Origin of the sequence: Sutcliffiella horikoshii (assembly GCF_021991925.1) — a bacterium.
GTDB lineage: Bacteria > Bacillota > Bacilli > Bacillales > Bacillaceae_I > Sutcliffiella_A > Sutcliffiella_A horikoshii_F.
This window is the reverse complement of record NZ_RXZI01000002.1, coordinates 747,972-766,590: the sequence shown is the minus strand read 5'-3', so window position 1 is coordinate 766,590 and position 18,619 is coordinate 747,972. Positions and strand designations below refer to the sequence as shown.

Genomic DNA, 18,619 nt, shown 5'->3' with positions numbered 1-18,619 from the left:
ACCAATCCTAACGTCCGTTTCCTTATTTTACTACGGTTATCTTTTCAATGACAACATCCTCCACCGGTTTGTCTAATTCCCCGGGTTTTTCAGTTTCTACTGTTGCGATGGCATCCACTACATCCATCCCTTCCACCACTTGTCCGAACACAGTATGGCGGAAGTCCAGGAAAGGCGTCCCTCCATGTTGCTCATACATTTCAATTACTTCCTCAGGGTAACCTGACTTCATCATGGATTCCATCATATCCTCTGCCACTTCATCTGCATGGACGATGAAGAACTGGCTGCCGTTCGTGTTTGCACCTGAATTTGCCATAGAAAGAGCACCTTTGAAATGAAGCATTTCACGACTGAACTCATCTTCAAAAGGTTGCCCCCAAATGCTCTCTCCACCTCTGCCTGTCCCTTCCGGATCACCGCCTTGTATCATAAAATCTTCGATGACACGGTGAAAGATCAACCCATCATAATAACCGTTTTCTGCATGCGTGATGAAATTCTCTACTGCTTTGGGAGCAGCATCAGGATAAAGGTTTATGACAATTTTCCCTTTTGTTGTCTCCATTTCTACTGTACGAATTGTTTCACTTGTATTGGTGAATTGTTGGAACTCGCCAACCTCTACCTCTTCACTTTCCTGTTCTTCATTGTTTTCATCTGTTTGTTGTTGCTCATTGCCGGCATTATTTCCACTGCCTGCATTTTCTTCATTTGTACTTGCTCCACAACCTGCTACAATAAGAAGTAGCGCAATCATCATTATGATAATCTTTTTCACAACTTTCACACTCCACTATTTTATTTGCTTTAACAAGATATTACTAAATATAACAAAAAAAATCATCAATAAATGAAGAAAGGGGTCTAATGATGGAGGAAATTAAGGTTGGAACCATCGTAACCGGGATTTATAAGACTGGAAAATATATTGGGGAGGTGACGGATATCCGCCCCATGCATTATTTAGTCAAAATCAAATCGGTATTGAAACACCCTCGGCAAGGGGACCTTCATGCACCGAAAGAAGTGGAAGTTCCGCTCTTTCATGAGCGCCGTGCCTTGGCCTTTCAGGAACAAACAAACATTCCAAAGAACATGGTAAAACCTTACGCAGGAGAAGTGATAGACTATAAAGAGTCACTCAAGATGGCCATAAATGCAGCCACAGAGGCCTTAAATGAAGATGACAGCCTATGGGCCAAAAAAAGCCTCGAAAACTTCTCCACATTAAAAAGAGACTATAAGCTTTCCTGATAGCAAACTAAAAGCCAAATCTCCTAACTTAGGGATTTGGCTTTTTATAGAGCGTATTTATTCATTATTTTTGAAAGATCGATACGGTCCCCGATCGTCGTCGGTTCCGGCTTTTCCAAATAACTTTTATCCTTTTCCACCAGTCGGAAAATATTATAAGTCGTCAAAGCATCGTCCAATGCCCGATGATGTTTTCCGGTTCCTTCCTTACCATATTCTTGAACCGCTTTCCATAACCCAGTCTGATTTTGGTCACCGAAGAATTTTTTATATTCCATGGAAAGGTCAACATGCTTACAAGATAACGGGAAGGAAACCCCATGATACTTGCAGTTATTTTTCAACACCTTCATGTCCATATTCCCCCACGTGACAACCGTTCCTCTTTCCTGAGCCTTGTAGGAGTTCAAAACCTCTATCAGTTCTGTGAAATATGCTCCTTCCTGAACATCCCTTTGACTGATATGCAAGAAGGACTTACATCTATTTGTCAACGTCGGAAACGCTTTGGGACGAATGTAGTTCGAATATTGGTCGATAATCTTATCCTTTTCCACCACGACAATTCCCGCTTCGATGATTTCCGGAAAGAAATTCTTCGGGTAATTTCTGTTCTCCGGCATGGTAAATTCAAAGTCGATAAATAAGTATATAGGAGTTTGCTTCATCGTTCCCCTCCTTTCATCTATTTAATTTTCAGAATTTTATTACTATATTATATCATGGTGAATAATACTTTTAGCACGCAAATTTCCCGTTTTTTGAAAAATACAGCCTGTTCTGTTGATTTTTTAATTGGATAGGTTATTATTTAGTTATACGAAATATTTAAAATCCGAAATTTTAAAGAAGGTGACGATCATTTCAACATCAGGACGAAACTTGTTCATAATGTGGATTGCGAACTTTTTCGTTGCTGCTAGTGCTACCATGATTCTCCCTTTCTTATCTTTATTCATTGAAACGTTTGGGAATTACTCGGATTCCTATGTACAGCGCTGGTCCGGATTCATTTTCGGAATTACTTTCCTTACGGCGTTCTTCGTTTCACCGATCTGGGGACGAATCGGGGATAAATATGGTTATAAGCCAATCCTGTTATTAACAGGATCAGGAATTGCAACCAGCATCCTTTTAATGAGTGTAGTGGATTCTGTTCATGGACTGTTTATTTTACGGATGGTGATGGGACTCGCAACCGGCTTCATTCCCACTTCCATGGCATTGATTTCCTCACAAGCTCCAAAAGAGATTGCAGGAAAGACACTAGGAACCCTGCAGACCGGTACGGTTTCAGGTGGTCTCCTTGGCCCTTTGATAGGCGGGATGCTTGCAGACTCATTCGGCTTTGCCTACACATTTTTCCTTACATCAGCTCTTATTTATCTGGCAGTAATTCTAGTGGCATTCGGTATTAAAGAAAAGAAAAAGAGTTCTACTGATAGGAAAGAAAAACAGTACACTCGAAAAGAAGTACTGCAATATATCATCCAAAAGCCTATGTTACTGAAGATCATGTTCTTATCCATGTTCATCCAAGCCGCCAATTTCAGCATCCAACCGCTACTTGCCTTATATGTCAATGAGTTGACTGGAGGCACTGCAGCAAACATCGCCTTGCTTGCAGGATTCGCCTTTTCAGCCACAGGCTTTGGTAATCTATTGGCATCCCGTAATTGGGGAAAACTTGGGGATAACATCGGCCATGATAAGGTCATCGTGATCTTGATGTTGGCAAGCTCTATTCTCTTTATTCCACAGGCACTTGCCACCTCGCTTTGGCAGCTTGTTCTATTCCGGTTCCTATTTGGAATGGTTGTGGGTGGACTGATTCCATGTATGACAGCATATATTCGGAATGTCGCTCCTCTATCCATGCAAGGAGAAGTACTTGGATACAACGTCAGTTTCCGATTCTTAGGCAATGTCATCGGTCCGGTCATGGGGGGAGTAATAGCTGGATTCTACGGGATCTCCACCGTATTTTATATCACTAGCCTTATTTTTCTCTGCTCAGGAGTAATGCTTCTTTACAGCATCCTTCATCCGGAAAGCGCGAAGAAGACAGCAGAATCATAAAAAGGCATGGTTTCATCACCTTCCAATATCCTGTATTCTACTAATAGAAGGACAGGATATATGGGAGGTTTTTTAGTATGTCAGCCATTACCTTGGAAAGGTACCAAAAAGAGTTAGTGGATTTGTTCCGCTCAAATGGGGATGCATCAAACAGAAAGCCGATGGAAAATTATATGCGCAATCATTTCTCATTCTTGGGGATAAAGTCCCCTAAGCGAAAAATGATCTTAAAAGAATTTTTCAGGGACTATGGCAAACCAGAACTGGAATGGATCAGTCCACTAGTAGCATTTCTATATGAGCAGCCTGAGCGGGAATTCCATTATTCCGCCCTAGCGATGATCGATGTTCATATCAAAAAATCGGGAGTTGAGTGGCTTCCCTTATTGGAAGAATTGATTGTTAAAAAATCCTGGTGGGACACAGTGGATCATATTGCACCTCATCACGTCGGGGCAGTCCTTCTGAGGGAGAAGACGGGTATTATCGATTATCCAGATAGATGGATAGAATCGGATAATTTCTGGCTTCAAAGATCGGCTCTTCTTTTTCAATTAAAGTACAAAGAAAAGACAGATGAAGAGAAGTTGTTTTCTTACATAGAGGCAACAAAAGGGTCTAAGGAGTTTTTTATCCAGAAGGCGATTGGCTGGGCGTTAAGGGAATATTCCAAAACCGCTCCAGAGGAAGTGTTACGCTTTATTAACTCTACGGAAGATTTGGCCCCACTCAGTCGCAGGGAAGGGTTGAAACACTTGGAAAGGAAGAAGTTGAATAGTTATAGTTAGAGCTGGAATTATTTCAAGAGTATTAAGCCGGATGAGCCGCGGAATGGGAACCGGAGAAAAATCCGGGGGCATAGCTTTTCTATGAGCCCCGGATGTGGAGCCGGTATGGAAATCCGAAGTTCATAGCTCTTCTATGAGTCCCAGATTTGGAAGCACAATGAAATCCGGCTTCATAGGCCCACTGTTGAGCCAGAGGTCCCATAGAAAGCCTCTATTATTACCTCAATCTGATGAAAAAGTTGAGATGGGGTACCCAGCACTCTTCTTTGTACCCCTAATTGATGGTGAATGCCTTGTTGGAACTACCATTCAGCCATACAGTCACTCTTCCCTTACCTTTTCTTCAAAATTGCCATCGTACAACGAGAAATACAAATCAAGGCATCGTCCTCATCAACTATCTTAATGTCCCACACCATCGTCGATTTCCCACGGTGCAGCGGAGTGCCAATCGCGGTCACGATTCCTTCCTTTTTACCCTTCAAGTGATTAGCGTTAATTTCTAATCCTACACAGATTTCTGTTTCCTTATCGATCAGATGGAACGTGCCGATACTTGCAATCGTCTCTGCCAGCGCAACCGACGCGCCACCATGAAGCAAGCCGAATGGTTGGTGTGTCCGCTTATCCACAGGCATCGTGGCTACCGCCCTTTCTTCTGACAGCTCCACAATCTCAATCCCTAGTAGGTCTATTAGTGTGTCTTTTAGTTCCACTCCCATTTCCTCCCTTGTTTATTGCTTATTTCTTAATAATACTACTGCAAAGAGAAAATACACAGAGAATAATATAAAAACAGGAATCATAGCTGACCAATTAATCATGGATTTCCCCCCTTTTTGCAGAAAGCGAACTCTCTTTGGTTGAGTCCCTTTAACCTATCGCATATAATGAACATAATTAATTTCAGAGAGTACTAGAGGTGAAACAAAGTGAAAAAAGAAGTCCCTCTACAAGACGTGTCCTTGGAAAAGATGTTTGAGAAATATGAATCGAAATACAAAGCGGTTGCTGACAAGAAGCGCCTTCACATTATGAACATCCTATGTCAGCAAGGTGCCATGTGTGTGTGTGATATAGTTCCGCTGATCGGGATGCCCCAATCCAAACTTTCGTACCACCTGAAGATTTTGTTGGATGCGGAAATCATCGTCAAAGAAACACGGGGAACGTGGAGCTATTATTCGTTGAATCAGAAGGAAGTCGATAATCTGCTATCTGAAGAGTTATGTTGCATTTTCCGTTAATATTTCATGTACTGCATTGTGTAAAAAACAGACCGCCTGTTTCCCATATGGAAACTGAAACGGTCTGTTTTTTTAGTATATATACTCCAGATTTACGGACGCAGTTATAGTAATTTCTTGAGGCTCGATAGGTGTACTCGCTTTTTCTTGAACGGCGAAAGATGCATAACGAGGCCCTACAAAGACCTGCTGAATAACCTCTTCCACCTTGATAGGCACAGGAGAGAGGCACACTTGTAGCGATACAGCCATGGCCTGTGCTTTCTTCGCACCATCCACAACCGCAAGCTGCAGGACATGACGGTAGATTTCGTTATAATTGGAGACTTCAAAAGATACACTCTCAGATACATTGGCTCCATTTTCAAATGCAACATCCAAAATGGCACCTGCTTTTGTAATATCCCTGACTGCTATGCGGAAAATATGGCGGACTTCATAGGCAGATACCACAGATTCACCTGATGGATCTGTTTCATAACGCGGAAAAGTAGTATAAGAGGATGTTTCAATGTCTCCTTGAGGAATGCCTGCTGCGATTAGTGCCTGAATCATTCTGTTCGCGATCAATCTATTTTCTTCTTGTGCACGTTGTACATCGGAATTGGTTGTCACCACTCCCAATTGAAGATACGCGATATCCGGTTGCACTTCCTTCTTCGCGGTTCCCTGAACAAGCATCGTTCGTTGCAAGATGACCACCATCCCCAATACCCTTTTATTGATAGTCTATGAGGGGACAGTCTAACATATACGTTAACGATATTTTTGGAAAATAAAGCTTGGGTCGGTTTGCTTCTTATACCAATCATAAGCAAAGTACAGGATAAGGAATATAGATGCACTAATCAGGAGTTCGACCCTGTAAAGGACAAGGAGTTGTGCATGATTCCATACCAACCTTCCCATAAAGAAAAACGTCGTGACCCATACAATTGCCGAAGTATAGGCAGCTATGGCAAACTGATAGTATGGCAGTTTCATAAACCCGGCCAAGAAAGGGACAACATTTCTGACACCAGGCAAGAAATAGGAAATACATAATGCAAAGACATGATATCTATTCAAAAGTTCCTCCCCTTTGGCAAAGGAGGCTTCAATCTTTTCGTTCTTCTCAAGTTTCGAGTACACACCTTCCCCGAGACACCGCCCCAAGAGGTAACAGGTGGTCAAACTAGCTATCACCCCAAGGTAAATGGTCAATAAAGCTGGTGTTGTCTGTAGGATGCCTTTCTGAGCAACAATGCCAATGGAGCTTACGAACACTTCGTTCGGCACAGGAATGCCAAACATGCCTAACCAAAGCCATAAAAATAACCCTATATATCCGTAATCTTTTATGATATCTAAAATAATGGTCAGGTCCATGTGATCCCTTCTTTCTGCATGAAGCCCATTTAACTTCCTAATCCCAAGAAAGACATAATTATTACATTCTCGATGTATAGGTTTTATTCCTTTTATTTCAAAAAGGTAAACTAGCAAACTTGCTGCCAATTAAACTCAGAAGAATGGAGACTTATTCCCATGAAGAAAAAAACTGTAATTATCACCGGAGCATCCGGGGGCTTCGGAAAAGAATTTACCAAAAGATTCCTAAAAGCGGGGTATCATGTTGTCGCGACCATCAGAGATGAAGCAAAAAAGCCTGGCTTAATGGAAGGGTTATCGGAAAAAGAAGTAGAGCATCTATCCATTGCTCTATTGGATGTTGCAGACAAAGAGTCTGTGACTAGATTCGGCCAATACCTCCCTTCCCTCGAACGGATTGATGTGCTTATCAACAACGCAGGTTTCGCTGTAGCAGGTTTTGCAGAAGAGTTGACAGATGAAGAATACCTGTATCAGCTTGAAACAAATCTTTTTGGAGTGATGAGGGTCACTAACATGGCCCTACCTAAAATGAGGCAACAGGGAGTGGGCAGAATCATTAATATAAGCTCGATCAGTGGATTAATTGGTTTTCCTGGCCTTTCCCCTTATGCTTCCTCCAAGTATGCATTAGAAGGCTACAGCGAGAGCCTTCGGTTGGAACTAAGGGAGTTTGGGATAGATGTGGTACTCATAGAACCAGGCTCCTTTCAAACCAATATTTGGTCCACAGGCACATATATGTCTTCGAAAGCAGGGAAACATAATTCTCCCTATCTTGAGCTTTTCACCAACATGAATAAAAGACTCCAAAAGGACCGAGAAACCTATGGAGATCCTAGCGATGTGGGCGCTTTGGTATTAAAGATAGCGTCCATGAAAAACACTCCTTCCCTACGCTACACGGTCGGTAAGGGAGTGAAGCTCTCCCTATTAGCAAAACGGATACTGCCTTGGAAGATGTGGGAGAAGATAGTGCTAACTCAATTGCGTCAGGATAAAAAGTAAATATTCACATGACAACTCTCCATTCCCCTTCTTTGTACATATAGTACATTACCGATTGAAAAATGGAGGGTTCGTCATGTTTTATTATCGTAGCTCTTACCACCGACCTGTTTATTATCCCACAAATGTTTATTTTCCGGTTTACACCCCCATCATTCCTAGACGCCTTGTTCGTGTTTATCCCGAAGTTGATGCCACGCTATTCACAGAGTCGGCAGAATCCATGCAGCAATTAATGAAAGAAGCCAGCATCATCTTGCAAAAACTAGCGGAATCCAAGGAGTTCGCTTCGGAAGTGATGAGCGCCGCACAAGAAGGTAATAAAGAAAAAGTTGCCCAGCTACTAGAATCAACAGGGGTGCATTCCGGTGTGGAAGTAGGTTTTAATCCAGATGGTATCAACCTTAATATGACATCGGAAGTAGAGGGGAAGGATTGTTGCCATCTTACCATCACCTTGAGGTGGGGATGACAAAAAGGATTACAGAGTGTCTGTAATCCTTTTTGTTGTTATCTTTTATTCATCTGTACCTTCTAGTTGGTCAAGAAAGGCTCTGGCACCTTTTGCTTCAAGTTTCACTTCTCGGAAGTCGATGTGATGTTTTTTCTTAGAAACGCCATCCATCTTTCCTAATAAGAACTTAAGCCCCAGCTCCGCGTCTTCCGGCTGTTTCCATTCGAATTGAAAGGTTTGTGGTTTTGGACCTATTTTCACTACATCTTCAAAATATCTATGGTAGTAAGGGTCTCCATTATCCACTACCACTTCCAGGTTTCTAGGATGATTTGATCTTGTTTCCAATTGTAGCTCATAAGTCATACCACCAGAGAGCTCAAGGTTTTCTTGGAAAAATATGATGTCCCATGGATTAGCACCCAGGTTTTCCACAGTAACGGTGGCATGTTCGTCCTTCGCTTTCACATTTGCTTTGAAAGTTCCATCATACTCACCTTGCACATGTAAATTCCAATGTTCGATGCTTTTATTAAGATCGCCATTCTTAAGAGGGAACAGCTTCTCCCTTTCCCCTGAAACTTCCACTCTTACATTATCAATGAACACTTGGTGTTCTTCATCCACCATTTCGTTCCCCGCAACGTTTCCGAGCAAATATTTAAGACCGAGTTGCTTATCTTCATCTAATGTTATCTCAAAGGTGTGGGTAGTCGGCTCCGAAGTAAGAGAAATCACCTCAGACAAAGAGCGGTTATACGAACTGTCTTCTAAAACAACTTCCATATTTCGTTCTAAGCTGGAAGAAGCAGCAAAGGAAACAAGATAAGTATTTCCTCCCTTCATCTGCAAGCCTTCCTGCATGAAGATGACATCCCATGGATTCCATCCTACATTTCTAATCGTTGATACCGCTTTTCCATCTTTCACCTCGAATTGAGCATCAGAAGGTCCATCATAAACCCCTTGTACATGGCTATTCCAATGATCAAGACCGAAGTTGAACATTCCATTTTTCAATGGGAAAATATCTTCATAAGATAATTCATCCGCACGTAGTTTCTTAGCAAACATAGAAACATTATCTAATGTCATAGATCCAGGATTTCCGCCTAATAAGAATACTAGCTTGGCCTCCGGATCATCTACAGCATCTGGTTGAAAAGTAAAGTTTTTGTTCTCTCCCGATGTAGAAAGGGAAATTGTCTCCCAGCCGGAATAATTTTCACTGCCATCTTTACTTACAACAGCAACCTGAATATCTCTTTCTTCCACTGCACTAGCATCAAAGGAAAGGGTATATTCATTGTTGCTTTTAATGGAAATTCCTCTTTGAACAAGTTGAACAGACTCAGGTGATCCGTTCTCTTTCACTTCCACTTTTAATGCTCTCGTATCTTCTGCAACATATGCTTGTGCATCTGCTCCATTTAGTATAAGATTCCAATATGTCATCCGATCCATTCGACCCTGGTCAAAGGTCCCATTATAAATATGGTTGCCATTACGTAGCGGTGGCTTCGCTGCGTCTTCGTTGTATGGATCGATGGCAACCACTTCCTCAACTTTCACATTTCCAACCGAAACAGAACTTGCATTCAACCCCATATTAAACTCCAGGCGGGCTTTGGCATCGGACTCTGCTTGCATTTGAAACGTATATTCATAGCTTTGTAGATCAGGTGTCAACGCTACTTCATAATTGGGTGAATAAAGTGACCAACCCCGTGCTTCTCCACCGCTGACTTTAACATTCATATTCCTGTTAGAAGCAGCTTTCGCATCAAAGCTAATTTTGTACGTTCTGCCTACTCCAGCAGGTACATGCTGAATCAACTGAATGGAATGGGGCTGGGAACCAGCTTGACTGATATCAATTTTGGCAAATCCATCTTCTACTGAAGCGCTTCCATTTCCACCAAACTGATTCAAATGAACAAAATTCCATCCTTCCTCACTGAATGCTTCCGTTCCATCCTTAATTTCGGTAAATCCATTTTCGAAGTTAGTGTCATAGATATAGTTACCATCCACTGGTTTCTTCGATCCATCTGGTAATTCTTCTTTTTCAAAAACAGGTTCCACAGGCTCACGGTATTGATCTTCGTCCAGTTCATATACTTTTACATAATCCACTTCCATTTTCCCCGGAAATTCAGTGGAATCATCTGGATTGCCTCCATACCAACCACCAACTGCCAGGTTAAGGATAATGTAGAACTCCTGATCAAAAGGTGCAGGATAAGCAAATTTCGTTCCATTTTCTGCATTTAAACTTGTCCAGTTATTCAACGTTTGAAATAGTTCCCCATTTACATACCATCTGATTTCTCCAGGTTCCCACTCTACAGAGTAAACGTTAAAATCCGTGATGTCAGAGCCTTCGCCAAAATAGTAATCCTTGGCTGTGTACGTATTATTAGGCCACTGGCTACCATAGTGGATGGCACCACCAATTTTATTTAATCGTGCACCAGCTGCTTCCATAATATCTATTTCCCCTGATGCAGCCCAGCCGCCATACTTGTCTTTCTCTGGCATCATCCAAAAAGCAGGCCAATAGCCTTGTCCCGCAGGAAGCTTGATCCTCGCCTCAAACTTTCCGTACTTTTGACTGAATTTACCTTGCGTATGCACTTTGCCTGACGTGTAATTGTACGTTCCGCGCTCATCTGATGCCGTTTCATTTTTCCCAGTAAGGACAAGCTTTCCATCCTCAATTGTTACATTACCTTCTTGATAATATTGAAGCTCCTCATTTCCCCAGCCTGGTACGTAATTGCCATCTGGCTGCACAAATCCATTTCCGGTATCATAGGACCACTTGGATGAATCCAACTCAGATCCATCAAAATTATCTTCCCACACAAGCTGCCAATCTCTTTCTCCATCTGCCATTGTTTGATTACCCTCTCCTTCCCCTACAGCATCATTGGAATAGACGTGAGAGTATCCCGTTGTAAGTAAGTATGCTGCCAACATGACCGTGAATCCTTTTTTTAACACACTATTTCCTCCTCATCCCCATTTTTTTTTACCTTACTCAAGAGTTAATTCATCACCTCCCTATAGTAATTAGTTAAATACAACCGTCGTGATGGATCTTCCAGGTACAGCTAGCTCCAGTACCTCCCCTTCAAGCTCTATCGTCGTTTCTTTTGTCGCTTCTGTTTCATTCAAAAGAACGACAGCTATGCTTTCATCTTTATTTTGAAATGCCACAAGTGATACATCTGTAAGCTTCGTTTCATGAGCAATCCTCTTGGCACCTGGCTTGATGAACTTACTGAAATGTCCAATATAATAGTAAGAACTGTTAAAATGGACCTCGTCTTTTTCTGTATCTGCTATTATCGGAGCATCGCAATAGTTTCCTACATGGTTCGGTCCACCTTGAAGTGTCTAGCACAAGATTCCAATCGATGAATCCTTCTAGCCAATTATTCATATCTCCGATGATGTTCCTTGCATAACGTTCCCCTGTATGCCATGCGCCAAGCTTCACTCCACCTTCAATACAGCCTTCTGTGAACAATAGATGCTTGTCTGGAAATGCCTCGTGTACTTTTGATAAATTTTCAAACTCCTCCGATACATACCAGTGGTTACCTGTTCCCCACACATATTTTGCCGCCTCAGGATCGGATAAAACGGTTTTCGCCCGCTCCACGATCACATCACGGTTGTGGTCCCAGATAATGATCTCTTTACCGCCAAGGCCGTTCTTTTCCATGATTGGACCTAAAAAGTTTTTCACAAAATCTCGTTCTTCCTCTGCTGTATAAATGCAGGAATCCCACACTTGTGTTGCTTCCGGTTCGTTTTGCACCGAGATCCCCCAAATCGGAACCCCTTCCGCTTCCATTGCCTTTACATATTTCACATAATAATTGGCCCATGCTTCCCTGTAATCGTCCAATAATTTACCGCCGTTATTCATCTCCCCATTTGTCTTCATCCATGCCGGTGGACTCCAAGGCGAAGCTAGTATTGTTATTGTTTCTTTCGCTTCTGACTCTGCTGCTTTGATAAATGGAAGAACGTACTTTTGTTCCCGCTCTATGTTAAAGGACTCCAGGGTCACATCTCCATCTTCCACGTATGTATAGTTCCCTAGGGCAAAATCACTGCTGTGAATCGCTGTGCGACCAAGATTATATCCAAGTCCTGTTTCTTTGTTGAAATAGGCGTTGATGATAGCATCTTTGTTGGCTTCTGATAGTTGCGACCAGTTATAAGCAGCCGCTTCCGTAAAAGCTCCCCCGAAACCTAACCATTCTTGATGTTGTTTTTCAGGAAAAAGTTCCACCGAGGAGTCGTTATTATCTACATTCTGCTTCCAAGCAACCTCACTTACTTCGTTCCAAGGTCTATCTCCATCTTTTCTCGTTTGAATAACTGAAATATTCTTCATAAAATGACCTCCTTTTAGTTGAGTTCGTGCCAAAATGGGGCATGATGCCGAATCAGTCCGAGTTCGTGCCAAATCATCCCAAGTTCATGCCAAATCAATTTCCCTTTCAAAAAAACCACTCAATCCTGAGTGGTTCTGTGTGTAGATTTAGTCATAAAAGTTACCAAGTTGACCGCAGAGAAAGGCGCGATTATATACTTCTTGAACTAATAATCTCCTGATATCTCTTCGCGCTATCTTTCAAAATTCTCTCCTGCGTTTCAAAATCCACATATACCATGCCGAAACGCTTGTCATACCCAAACGCCCATTCAAAGTTATCAAATAAAGACCAAAGGAAATAACCTGCGATATTCATTCCTTCTTCATTCAATTCAGCCACAGCGGTGATATGCTTCTCCACGTAATCCTTACGCTCATTATCATGTACACAACCATCCACAACCAAATCGTCATATGCCGCACCATTTTCGGTAATGTAGATTGGCAGGTCCGTATAGTTCTCCCGAAGTCCTCTGATCAGTTCCTTGAACTCTTTTGGAGAGATATCCCAGCCCATTCCAGTTTTCGGATAATCAGAGTATGCACCTTTATTTAACATTGGGGAGCTTGGATCAAACTCAACCAATGATCTTGCGTAATAGTTGATTCCAAAGAAGTCACATGGTGTTGAGATCGATTCCAAGTCTCCTTTTTGAATGAAATCAAAGTTATGAATCAATTTGGAAAACAGGTTGATCATATCCATCGGGTAAGAGCCTTTGAAGATTGGATCTAGGAACCAACGATTGGCATAGCCATCAGAATTATTTCTTGCAATCTGGTCATTGATTGAATCTGTAGGAGCATATGCCGGTGCAAGATTAAGTGTAATTCCAATCGGTGTAGAAGATCCTAATTTACCTTTTAATAATTTTACCGCTTCACCATGTGAAAGTAGGATATGGTGGGCTGCCTTTACTCCCTCTTCAAGGTTTGTATGTCCAGGTGCATGATGGCCAAGGTGGTAGCTCAAGAAACTTGCACACCATGGCTCATTGTGCGTAATCCAGGAGTAAACTAAGTCATCTAACTCTTCATAACACTTCTCTGCAAACTCCAAGAACCATGATACAGATTCGCGGTTTACCCATCCGCCTTGTTCATGCGCCCACATTGGCAGGTCCCAGTGGTATAGCGTAACCATCGGCTTGATGCCTGCATCCAATAATCCTTGAACCAATTTTTTATAAAAGTCCATTCCTTCTTGGTTATAGACGCCTTGTTGTGGGAAAATTCTCGGCCACGCGATAGAAAGACGATAAGAATCAACACCAAGGCTTTTGATGATATTGATATCTTCTTCGTAACGATGGTAATGGTCACAAGCCACATCTCCCGTGTCCCCATTCCACACTTTTCCTGGTGTTCTTGAAAAAGTATCCCAAATGGAAGGAGTACGACCTCCCTCATCATGCGCCCCCTCAATTTGGTAGGAGGATGTTGCTGTTCCAAAAATAAAATCCTTTGAGAAATTTAACATGCCGATCACCTCTTCTATTAATCTAGTTGCTACTTGTTATTCTTTTACGGAACCTGCTGAGATACTGCTAATGATATATTTCGATAGGAACAAGAAGATGATCATGATTGGTACGACTGATATCGCAATCCCTAAATACATGGAACCAAGGTTTTCTGCTACCTTTGACCCTCTCAAGAAGCCCATCATGACAGGTAACGTGTACTTTTCGGGACTGAATAGAACTACCAATGGAACAATGTAGTTGTTCCAAGATCCGATAAAAGTGAAGATACCCATTGTTGCTACTGCAGGCATCATGATAGGTAACCCTATCGTATGGAAAATTCTTATTTCACTTGCTCCATCCATTCTGGCTGCTTCCAATAATGTAGGATGCAGGGTGGAGACAAGAAATTGTCGTAGGAAGAAAACAACGAATGGACTTGCTATTGCCGGAATGATTAAAGGAATATAGCTGTCCAGTGTACCTAATGTTTTGTTAAGGTCATAAAAACCTATCAGTCCCAGCTGACCTGGTACCATCATCAAGATTAGAACGGAAACGAATAGAAAATTCTTTCCTTTAAAGTTATAGATTGCAAACCCATACGCCGTCAGGGCGGAAAAGTATGAACTTAATAACGTTACACAAATTGCGATGAATACACTATTTCCGAAACCTTGCCAAATATTGACGAAGCTAATTAATCTCTCATAGTTTTCCATGATGGAAGTCCCAGGAAGCATGGTAAATCCTTGACGAAGGATTTCCGAATTAGACCTGGTTGCATTGATGATCATCATATAAAATGGGATAAAGCTAATAATCGCAAGCAATATTAAAAGCCCGTATAGGATGCTTTTTACAAAAATCCTTTTATTCACACTACCTCACTCCTAATCCATGCTTTTGCGGTACATAGCTTTAAATGTTGCAAACGAGAAAATTAAAGTGATCAAGAATAATCCGTATGCGACCGCTGCGGCGTATCCATAGTTGTTAAATTTAAATGCCTGATTATACATATATAAAACCATTGTGTTTAAAGATCCTTGCGGTGCACCCATGCCATCTGTCAATAACATCGGCAATTCGAAAATCTGCAACCCCCCGATTAAAGAAGTGATCATGATGTATAACATGATCGGCTTTAATAGAGGCAAAGTAATATGGAACAATGTTTTCCAGCGATTGGCTCCATCAATAAGTGCCGCTTCATAATAATCTTTCGAAATTCCTGAAATACCAGCCATTAAAACGATAAACGTATGACCGAACCACATCCAGGCTCCTATAAGTGCTACCGACCACTTGGCTGTCGTCGGATCATTTAGCCAATTGATTGGCTTGGAAATGAGTCCTAAATCCATTAATAAGTGATTCAATGTACCATGATGCCATCCTAGTAAAATACCAAACAACAAGGCTACCGAAGCGATGGTAATCAAGTTTGGTAAATAAAGTACTGCACGGAAGAAACCTAGTCCCTTCATCTTGAGGCGAATATCGGAGAACAAAATGGCAAGCCCCAATGCAATTAGCATCTGAAAGAAGAAATTGACTCCCCATATGTACCAAGTATTAAAAAATGCCTGTAGAAAGTAGCTGTCCGTCAATAGTCTTGTATAGTTAGCCAATCCAACAACCTCAGGTACTCCCATACCGGAGTAATTTGTAAAACTATAATAGAAGGTTAAGAGTATTGGATAAATGCTAAATATTCCAAAGACGATAAAAAATGGGAGGATGAACAGGTATCCATAATGATCTTTTTTCTTCAAATCAATCGCCTTCTTTCTTATAACTCTGTTAATAAAAGAGATGATGTGTTATATAAATAATCTAGCTTTGGATTGGAGCACATGGCGAAGACTCCGGCGGGAGATAGCGGTAGGTTGAAACTCCTGAAGCATTGCGAGGAGGCTCAAGCACACGCTCTCTGGATAAGCGAAGCCAAGTGCGTATATCCGAAGCGGCGGTTAACAGAGCTTACTTTAAATGATGGGTGGGAGCCAAATTTCAGCTCCCACCACATCCCTTGATGCATTATTCAGGTGTCTTAATATCCGGGTATGCATTTTTCACTAAACGATAGAACTCTTCAATTGCTTCTTCTTTCGTTTTGGTTCCTTCCACATACTCCCCAACCATGGATCCAAAGAATCCATCAATCTGTTGGTCATATCTTGTTACAGTACCTGGGTTGATGTTTGCAGCTTCTTCTAAGAAGAACGTATAGTTATTTTGTCCGCCTAGGAATGGCTCTTGGAACTCACCCTTGATTTTTTCTGTAACTGGTAAGTAAGAAAGAACATCCCCAGTTTCTGTAGCCCAATCAGTCAAGAACTCTTCATCATGTGTCATCATTTGAACAAACTTCCATGCAAGATCTTTGTTTTCAGAACCTTTATAAATACCTAACCAAGTTCCGCCCCAGAAGTAAGGGTTTGGACCATTTGTTACTGCCCAGTCTCCAACTGTTTCTTCTGTATTCGTTTTCAAAACACTGTGAAGCCCCCAAGTTGGTAGTGCATATGCAAATACTTCTGTTTGATCAGAGCTGTTCTCGTCTACTTCTTCCCATCCCGCATTGTAGTTGATTGGCTCATCCATTGCTGCAAACCATGCAGGAGACCATTCTGGAGCAAATGCAGTCAAGTCTTTATCACGTAATTCTTTTGCATAATCGAAGTAATTGATTCTTCCTTCAGTAAGGACAAGCTCGTTATCCTCGTTAACCCAAGGTTGTGGATCTTGACCTTGTGCAAACCAACGAACCGCTCCCTCATCCGGGAACAAACGGTATCCAGCGGATTTTAATTCTTCTCCGACTTCAAACAAACCGTCCATCGTGCTCATTTTTTGACCGATTTCAGTAGGATCATCTGTACCTAACACTTCTTTAGCGATGCTTCTTCTATAGAAAATACCACCTGGTGTTGTCTGCCAAGATACCGCTTTAATTTTCCCTTCTGAATCTTTCCCTAGATCGAATACATAAGGAATATAGTCATCTCCCCATTCTTGAACGTTGTAAGGCTCTTGGGAAAGGTCTTCCCAATAATCTTGCTCTACCCAATCTTTGATGAATGCCAATTCTCCAGTAAATACATCAGGAGCTCCTTGACCGCTCTCTAATACTGGACGTAGGCGAGTTGGATAATCTTCAATTGGAATGATTGTCAGATCAACCGTTACTCCATTTTCCTCTTTAAATACGTTAATAGGTTCCTGTAGCTCATCCGTAAATGACCATACAGTCAAATCTGCCTTCTTAGAAGAAGACGAGTTACTGCAAGCTGACAATAAACTTATCGTCATAACTGCAGTGATAAGAATTAAAAGCTTCTTTTTCACAAAAATACCCCCCTGTTTTGTTGTAAAAAATTACTAAAGCGCTTTCGAAAATGCTTTAAAGTTACTAAAGCGCTTTCGATTTATGGATAAAAAGAAGACTTTTGTGTCCCCTCTTCACTCATCAATGTCAATCGCCTTACATGATTCCCTGACCATCAATTGTACTGGGATAGTAACGGCCTTGTTAATCTTAGCTTTTTCATTTATCTGCTCCAATAGCAGATCGGCTGCTGTGGAGCCTAACTGGTCCATATCCTGCTTGACGGTCGTTAAAGGCGGTGCAATATGCTTGGCAATCTCGATATCATCATAGCCGATAACGGATATATCTTCAGGGACGGATAGTCCATGTTCCCTAATAGCTTTCATCGCACCAAATGCCATATTGTCCCCTGCAGCATAGACAGCTGTTGGGGGATCATCAAGTGACAGTAACTCCTTCATTGCCTCTTCGCCACTCTCAAGAGAGAAGAAACCGCCGTTCACAAAATATGATTTAGGTACCTCTAAGTCATACTTTTTCAGTGCCTTAATGAAACCTTTTAATCTCTCAGTCCCTGCATATGTTTCCTGATGTCCATATATATGTGCAATTTTCCGGTGTCCTAATGAGTATAGATAGTCTACAGCCAACACACTTCCATAGCTATTGTCACTATAAACAACGCTCGACTTAGAGCTATGCATATCAATGATGACAGTTGGGAGAGGTGACTCCATCAATTTCTTCACTTCTGGATCATCGGATATGGAACAAACAACGACCACACCATCTACACCTCTATGCTGGAAGTGGTCTAAATAGCTTTTTTTCTCATTGATGATGTTCCTTGAAACAAAAAGCATGTCATAATTAAACTGTTCGGCTCTTTGCTTGAAACTTTCGATTACGGCATTGAAAAAAGGGTGTTTGATTCCCACACCTAGGTTTTCCATGAAAACCACACCTATGGTCCAAGACTTCTTGGTCATCAATGAACGTGCATGTGAGTTAGGGTAGTACCCCATTTCTTCTACAGCTTCTAATATCTTTTTCTTGGTTTTCTCACTCACATCTGTATAGTTGTTAAGTACTTTTGAAACAGTGGTGATAGAAAAACCCGTCTTTTTCGCAATATCATAAATAGTTGTCATTTTAT

General features: G+C 41.6%; 17 protein-coding genes and 1 pseudogene. 6 read left to right on the top strand and 12 right to left on the bottom strand.

Features of this window, described 5'->3' with window-relative positions; genetic code table 11:
* Nucleotides 1-22: 22 nt before the first annotated feature.
* Nucleotides 23-781 carry a peptidylprolyl isomerase gene (locus EKQ44_RS09080; RefSeq protein ID WP_237663213.1) on the bottom strand — a complete coding sequence of 253 codons (759 nt, stop codon included), beginning with the start codon at nucleotides 779-781 and terminating at the stop codon, nucleotides 23-25.
* 92 nt (nucleotides 782-873) lie between these two features.
* On the opposite strand from EKQ44_RS09080, the gene kapB reads away from it, so the two are divergent.
* Nucleotides 874-1,257, top strand: coding sequence for a kinase-associated lipoprotein KapB (gene kapB / locus EKQ44_RS09075; protein ID WP_237663336.1), 384 nt, complete (start codon nucleotides 874-876; stop codon nucleotides 1,255-1,257).
* Nucleotides 1,258-1,301: 44 nt separating this feature from the next.
* Here the strand turns inward: kapB and kapD are convergent, their stop codons facing one another.
* Nucleotides 1,302-1,925, bottom strand: a complete 624-nt coding sequence (gene kapD, locus EKQ44_RS09070) for a 3'-5' exonuclease KapD (protein WP_237663212.1) — start codon at nucleotides 1,923-1,925, stop codon at nucleotides 1,302-1,304.
* Between the two features lie 223 nt (nucleotides 1,926-2,148).
* Here kapD and EKQ44_RS09065 point away from each other — a divergent pair, with 223 nt between their 5' ends.
* Nucleotides 2,149-3,336 carry an MFS transporter gene (locus EKQ44_RS09065; RefSeq protein WP_269151615.1) on the top strand — a complete coding sequence of 396 codons (1,188 nt, stop codon included), beginning with the start codon at nucleotides 2,149-2,151 and terminating at the stop codon, nucleotides 3,334-3,336.
* A gap of 77 nt (nucleotides 3,337-3,413) precedes the next feature.
* Complete coding sequence (locus tag EKQ44_RS09060; RefSeq protein ID WP_237663211.1) at nucleotides 3,414-4,124, top strand: DNA alkylation repair protein; 711 nt, start codon at nucleotides 3,414-3,416, stop codon at nucleotides 4,122-4,124.
* A gap of 332 nt (nucleotides 4,125-4,456) precedes the next feature.
* Here EKQ44_RS09060 and EKQ44_RS09055 read toward each other — a convergent pair whose 3' ends face one another.
* Nucleotides 4,457-4,846, bottom strand: a complete 390-nt coding sequence (locus EKQ44_RS09055; RefSeq protein ID WP_237663210.1) for a hotdog fold thioesterase — start codon at nucleotides 4,844-4,846, stop codon at nucleotides 4,457-4,459.
* A 252-nt stretch (nucleotides 4,847-5,098) separates the two neighbouring features.
* On the opposite strand from EKQ44_RS09055, the gene EKQ44_RS09050 reads away from it, so the two are divergent.
* Nucleotides 5,099-5,371 (top strand): ArsR/SmtB family transcription factor, encoded by a 273-nt coding sequence (locus EKQ44_RS09050; protein ID WP_269151614.1) that lies wholly within the window; start codon nucleotides 5,099-5,101, stop codon nucleotides 5,369-5,371.
* 72 nt (nucleotides 5,372-5,443) lie between these two features.
* On the opposite strand, the gene EKQ44_RS09045 is transcribed toward EKQ44_RS09050, so the two are convergent.
* On the bottom strand, nucleotides 5,444-6,076 hold the full coding sequence (locus EKQ44_RS09045) for an SIMPL domain-containing protein (RefSeq protein WP_237663209.1): 633 nt from the start codon (nucleotides 6,074-6,076) through the stop codon (nucleotides 5,444-5,446).
* Nucleotides 6,077-6,127: 51 nt separating this feature from the next.
* Nucleotides 6,128-6,739 carry a DedA family protein gene (locus EKQ44_RS09040; protein ID WP_237663208.1) on the bottom strand — a complete coding sequence of 204 codons (612 nt, stop codon included), beginning with the start codon at nucleotides 6,737-6,739 and terminating at the stop codon, nucleotides 6,128-6,130.
* A 159-nt stretch (nucleotides 6,740-6,898) separates the two neighbouring features.
* Here EKQ44_RS09040 and EKQ44_RS09035 point away from each other — a divergent pair, with 159 nt between their 5' ends.
* Together EKQ44_RS09035 and EKQ44_RS09030 are read left to right on the top strand one after the other, a co-directional pair.
* Entirely contained in the window at nucleotides 6,899-7,750 is an 852-nt protein-coding gene (locus tag EKQ44_RS09035) for an SDR family oxidoreductase (RefSeq protein ID WP_237663207.1), read from the top strand.
* A gap of 76 nt (nucleotides 7,751-7,826) precedes the next feature.
* Complete coding sequence (locus EKQ44_RS09030; protein ID WP_237663206.1) at nucleotides 7,827-8,222, top strand: hypothetical protein; 396 nt, start codon at nucleotides 7,827-7,829, stop codon at nucleotides 8,220-8,222.
* Nucleotides 8,223-8,267: 45 nt separating this feature from the next.
* Here EKQ44_RS09030 and EKQ44_RS09025 read toward each other — a convergent pair whose 3' ends face one another.
* The 7 genes and pseudogenes from EKQ44_RS09025 to EKQ44_RS08995 all read right to left on the bottom strand — a co-directional run bounded on the left by EKQ44_RS09025 (nucleotide 8,268) and on the right by EKQ44_RS08995 (nucleotide 18,614).
* Complete coding sequence (locus tag EKQ44_RS09025; RefSeq protein WP_237663205.1) at nucleotides 8,268-11,210, bottom strand: carbohydrate binding domain-containing protein; 2,943 nt, start codon at nucleotides 11,208-11,210, stop codon at nucleotides 8,268-8,270.
* A 69-nt stretch (nucleotides 11,211-11,279) separates the two neighbouring features.
* A pseudogene (locus EKQ44_RS09020) lies at nucleotides 11,280-12,618 on the bottom strand (glycoside hydrolase family 30 protein).
* 190 nt (nucleotides 12,619-12,808) lie between these two features.
* The gene (locus EKQ44_RS09015) at nucleotides 12,809-14,140 is read right to left on the bottom strand and encodes a GH1 family beta-glucosidase (RefSeq protein WP_237663204.1); all 1,332 of its coding nucleotides are present in this window, start codon (nucleotides 14,138-14,140) and stop codon (nucleotides 12,809-12,811) included.
* Nucleotides 14,141-14,176: 36 nt separating this feature from the next.
* Nucleotides 14,177-15,007, bottom strand: a complete 831-nt coding sequence (locus EKQ44_RS09010; protein WP_237663203.1) for a carbohydrate ABC transporter permease — start codon at nucleotides 15,005-15,007, stop codon at nucleotides 14,177-14,179.
* Nucleotides 15,008-15,019: 12 nt separating this feature from the next.
* A complete protein-coding gene (locus EKQ44_RS09005) occupies nucleotides 15,020-15,904 on the bottom strand; it encodes a carbohydrate ABC transporter permease (protein WP_237663202.1) in 885 nt (294 codons plus the stop codon).
* Nucleotides 15,905-16,169: 265 nt separating this feature from the next.
* Complete coding sequence (locus EKQ44_RS09000; RefSeq protein WP_237663201.1) at nucleotides 16,170-17,480, bottom strand: ABC transporter substrate-binding protein; 1,311 nt, start codon at nucleotides 17,478-17,480, stop codon at nucleotides 16,170-16,172.
* Nucleotides 17,481-17,594: 114 nt separating this feature from the next.
* Nucleotides 17,595-18,614, bottom strand: a complete 1,020-nt coding sequence (locus EKQ44_RS08995) for a LacI family DNA-binding transcriptional regulator (protein ID WP_237663200.1) — start codon at nucleotides 18,612-18,614, stop codon at nucleotides 17,595-17,597.
* Nucleotides 18,615-18,619: the final 5 nt, after the last annotated feature.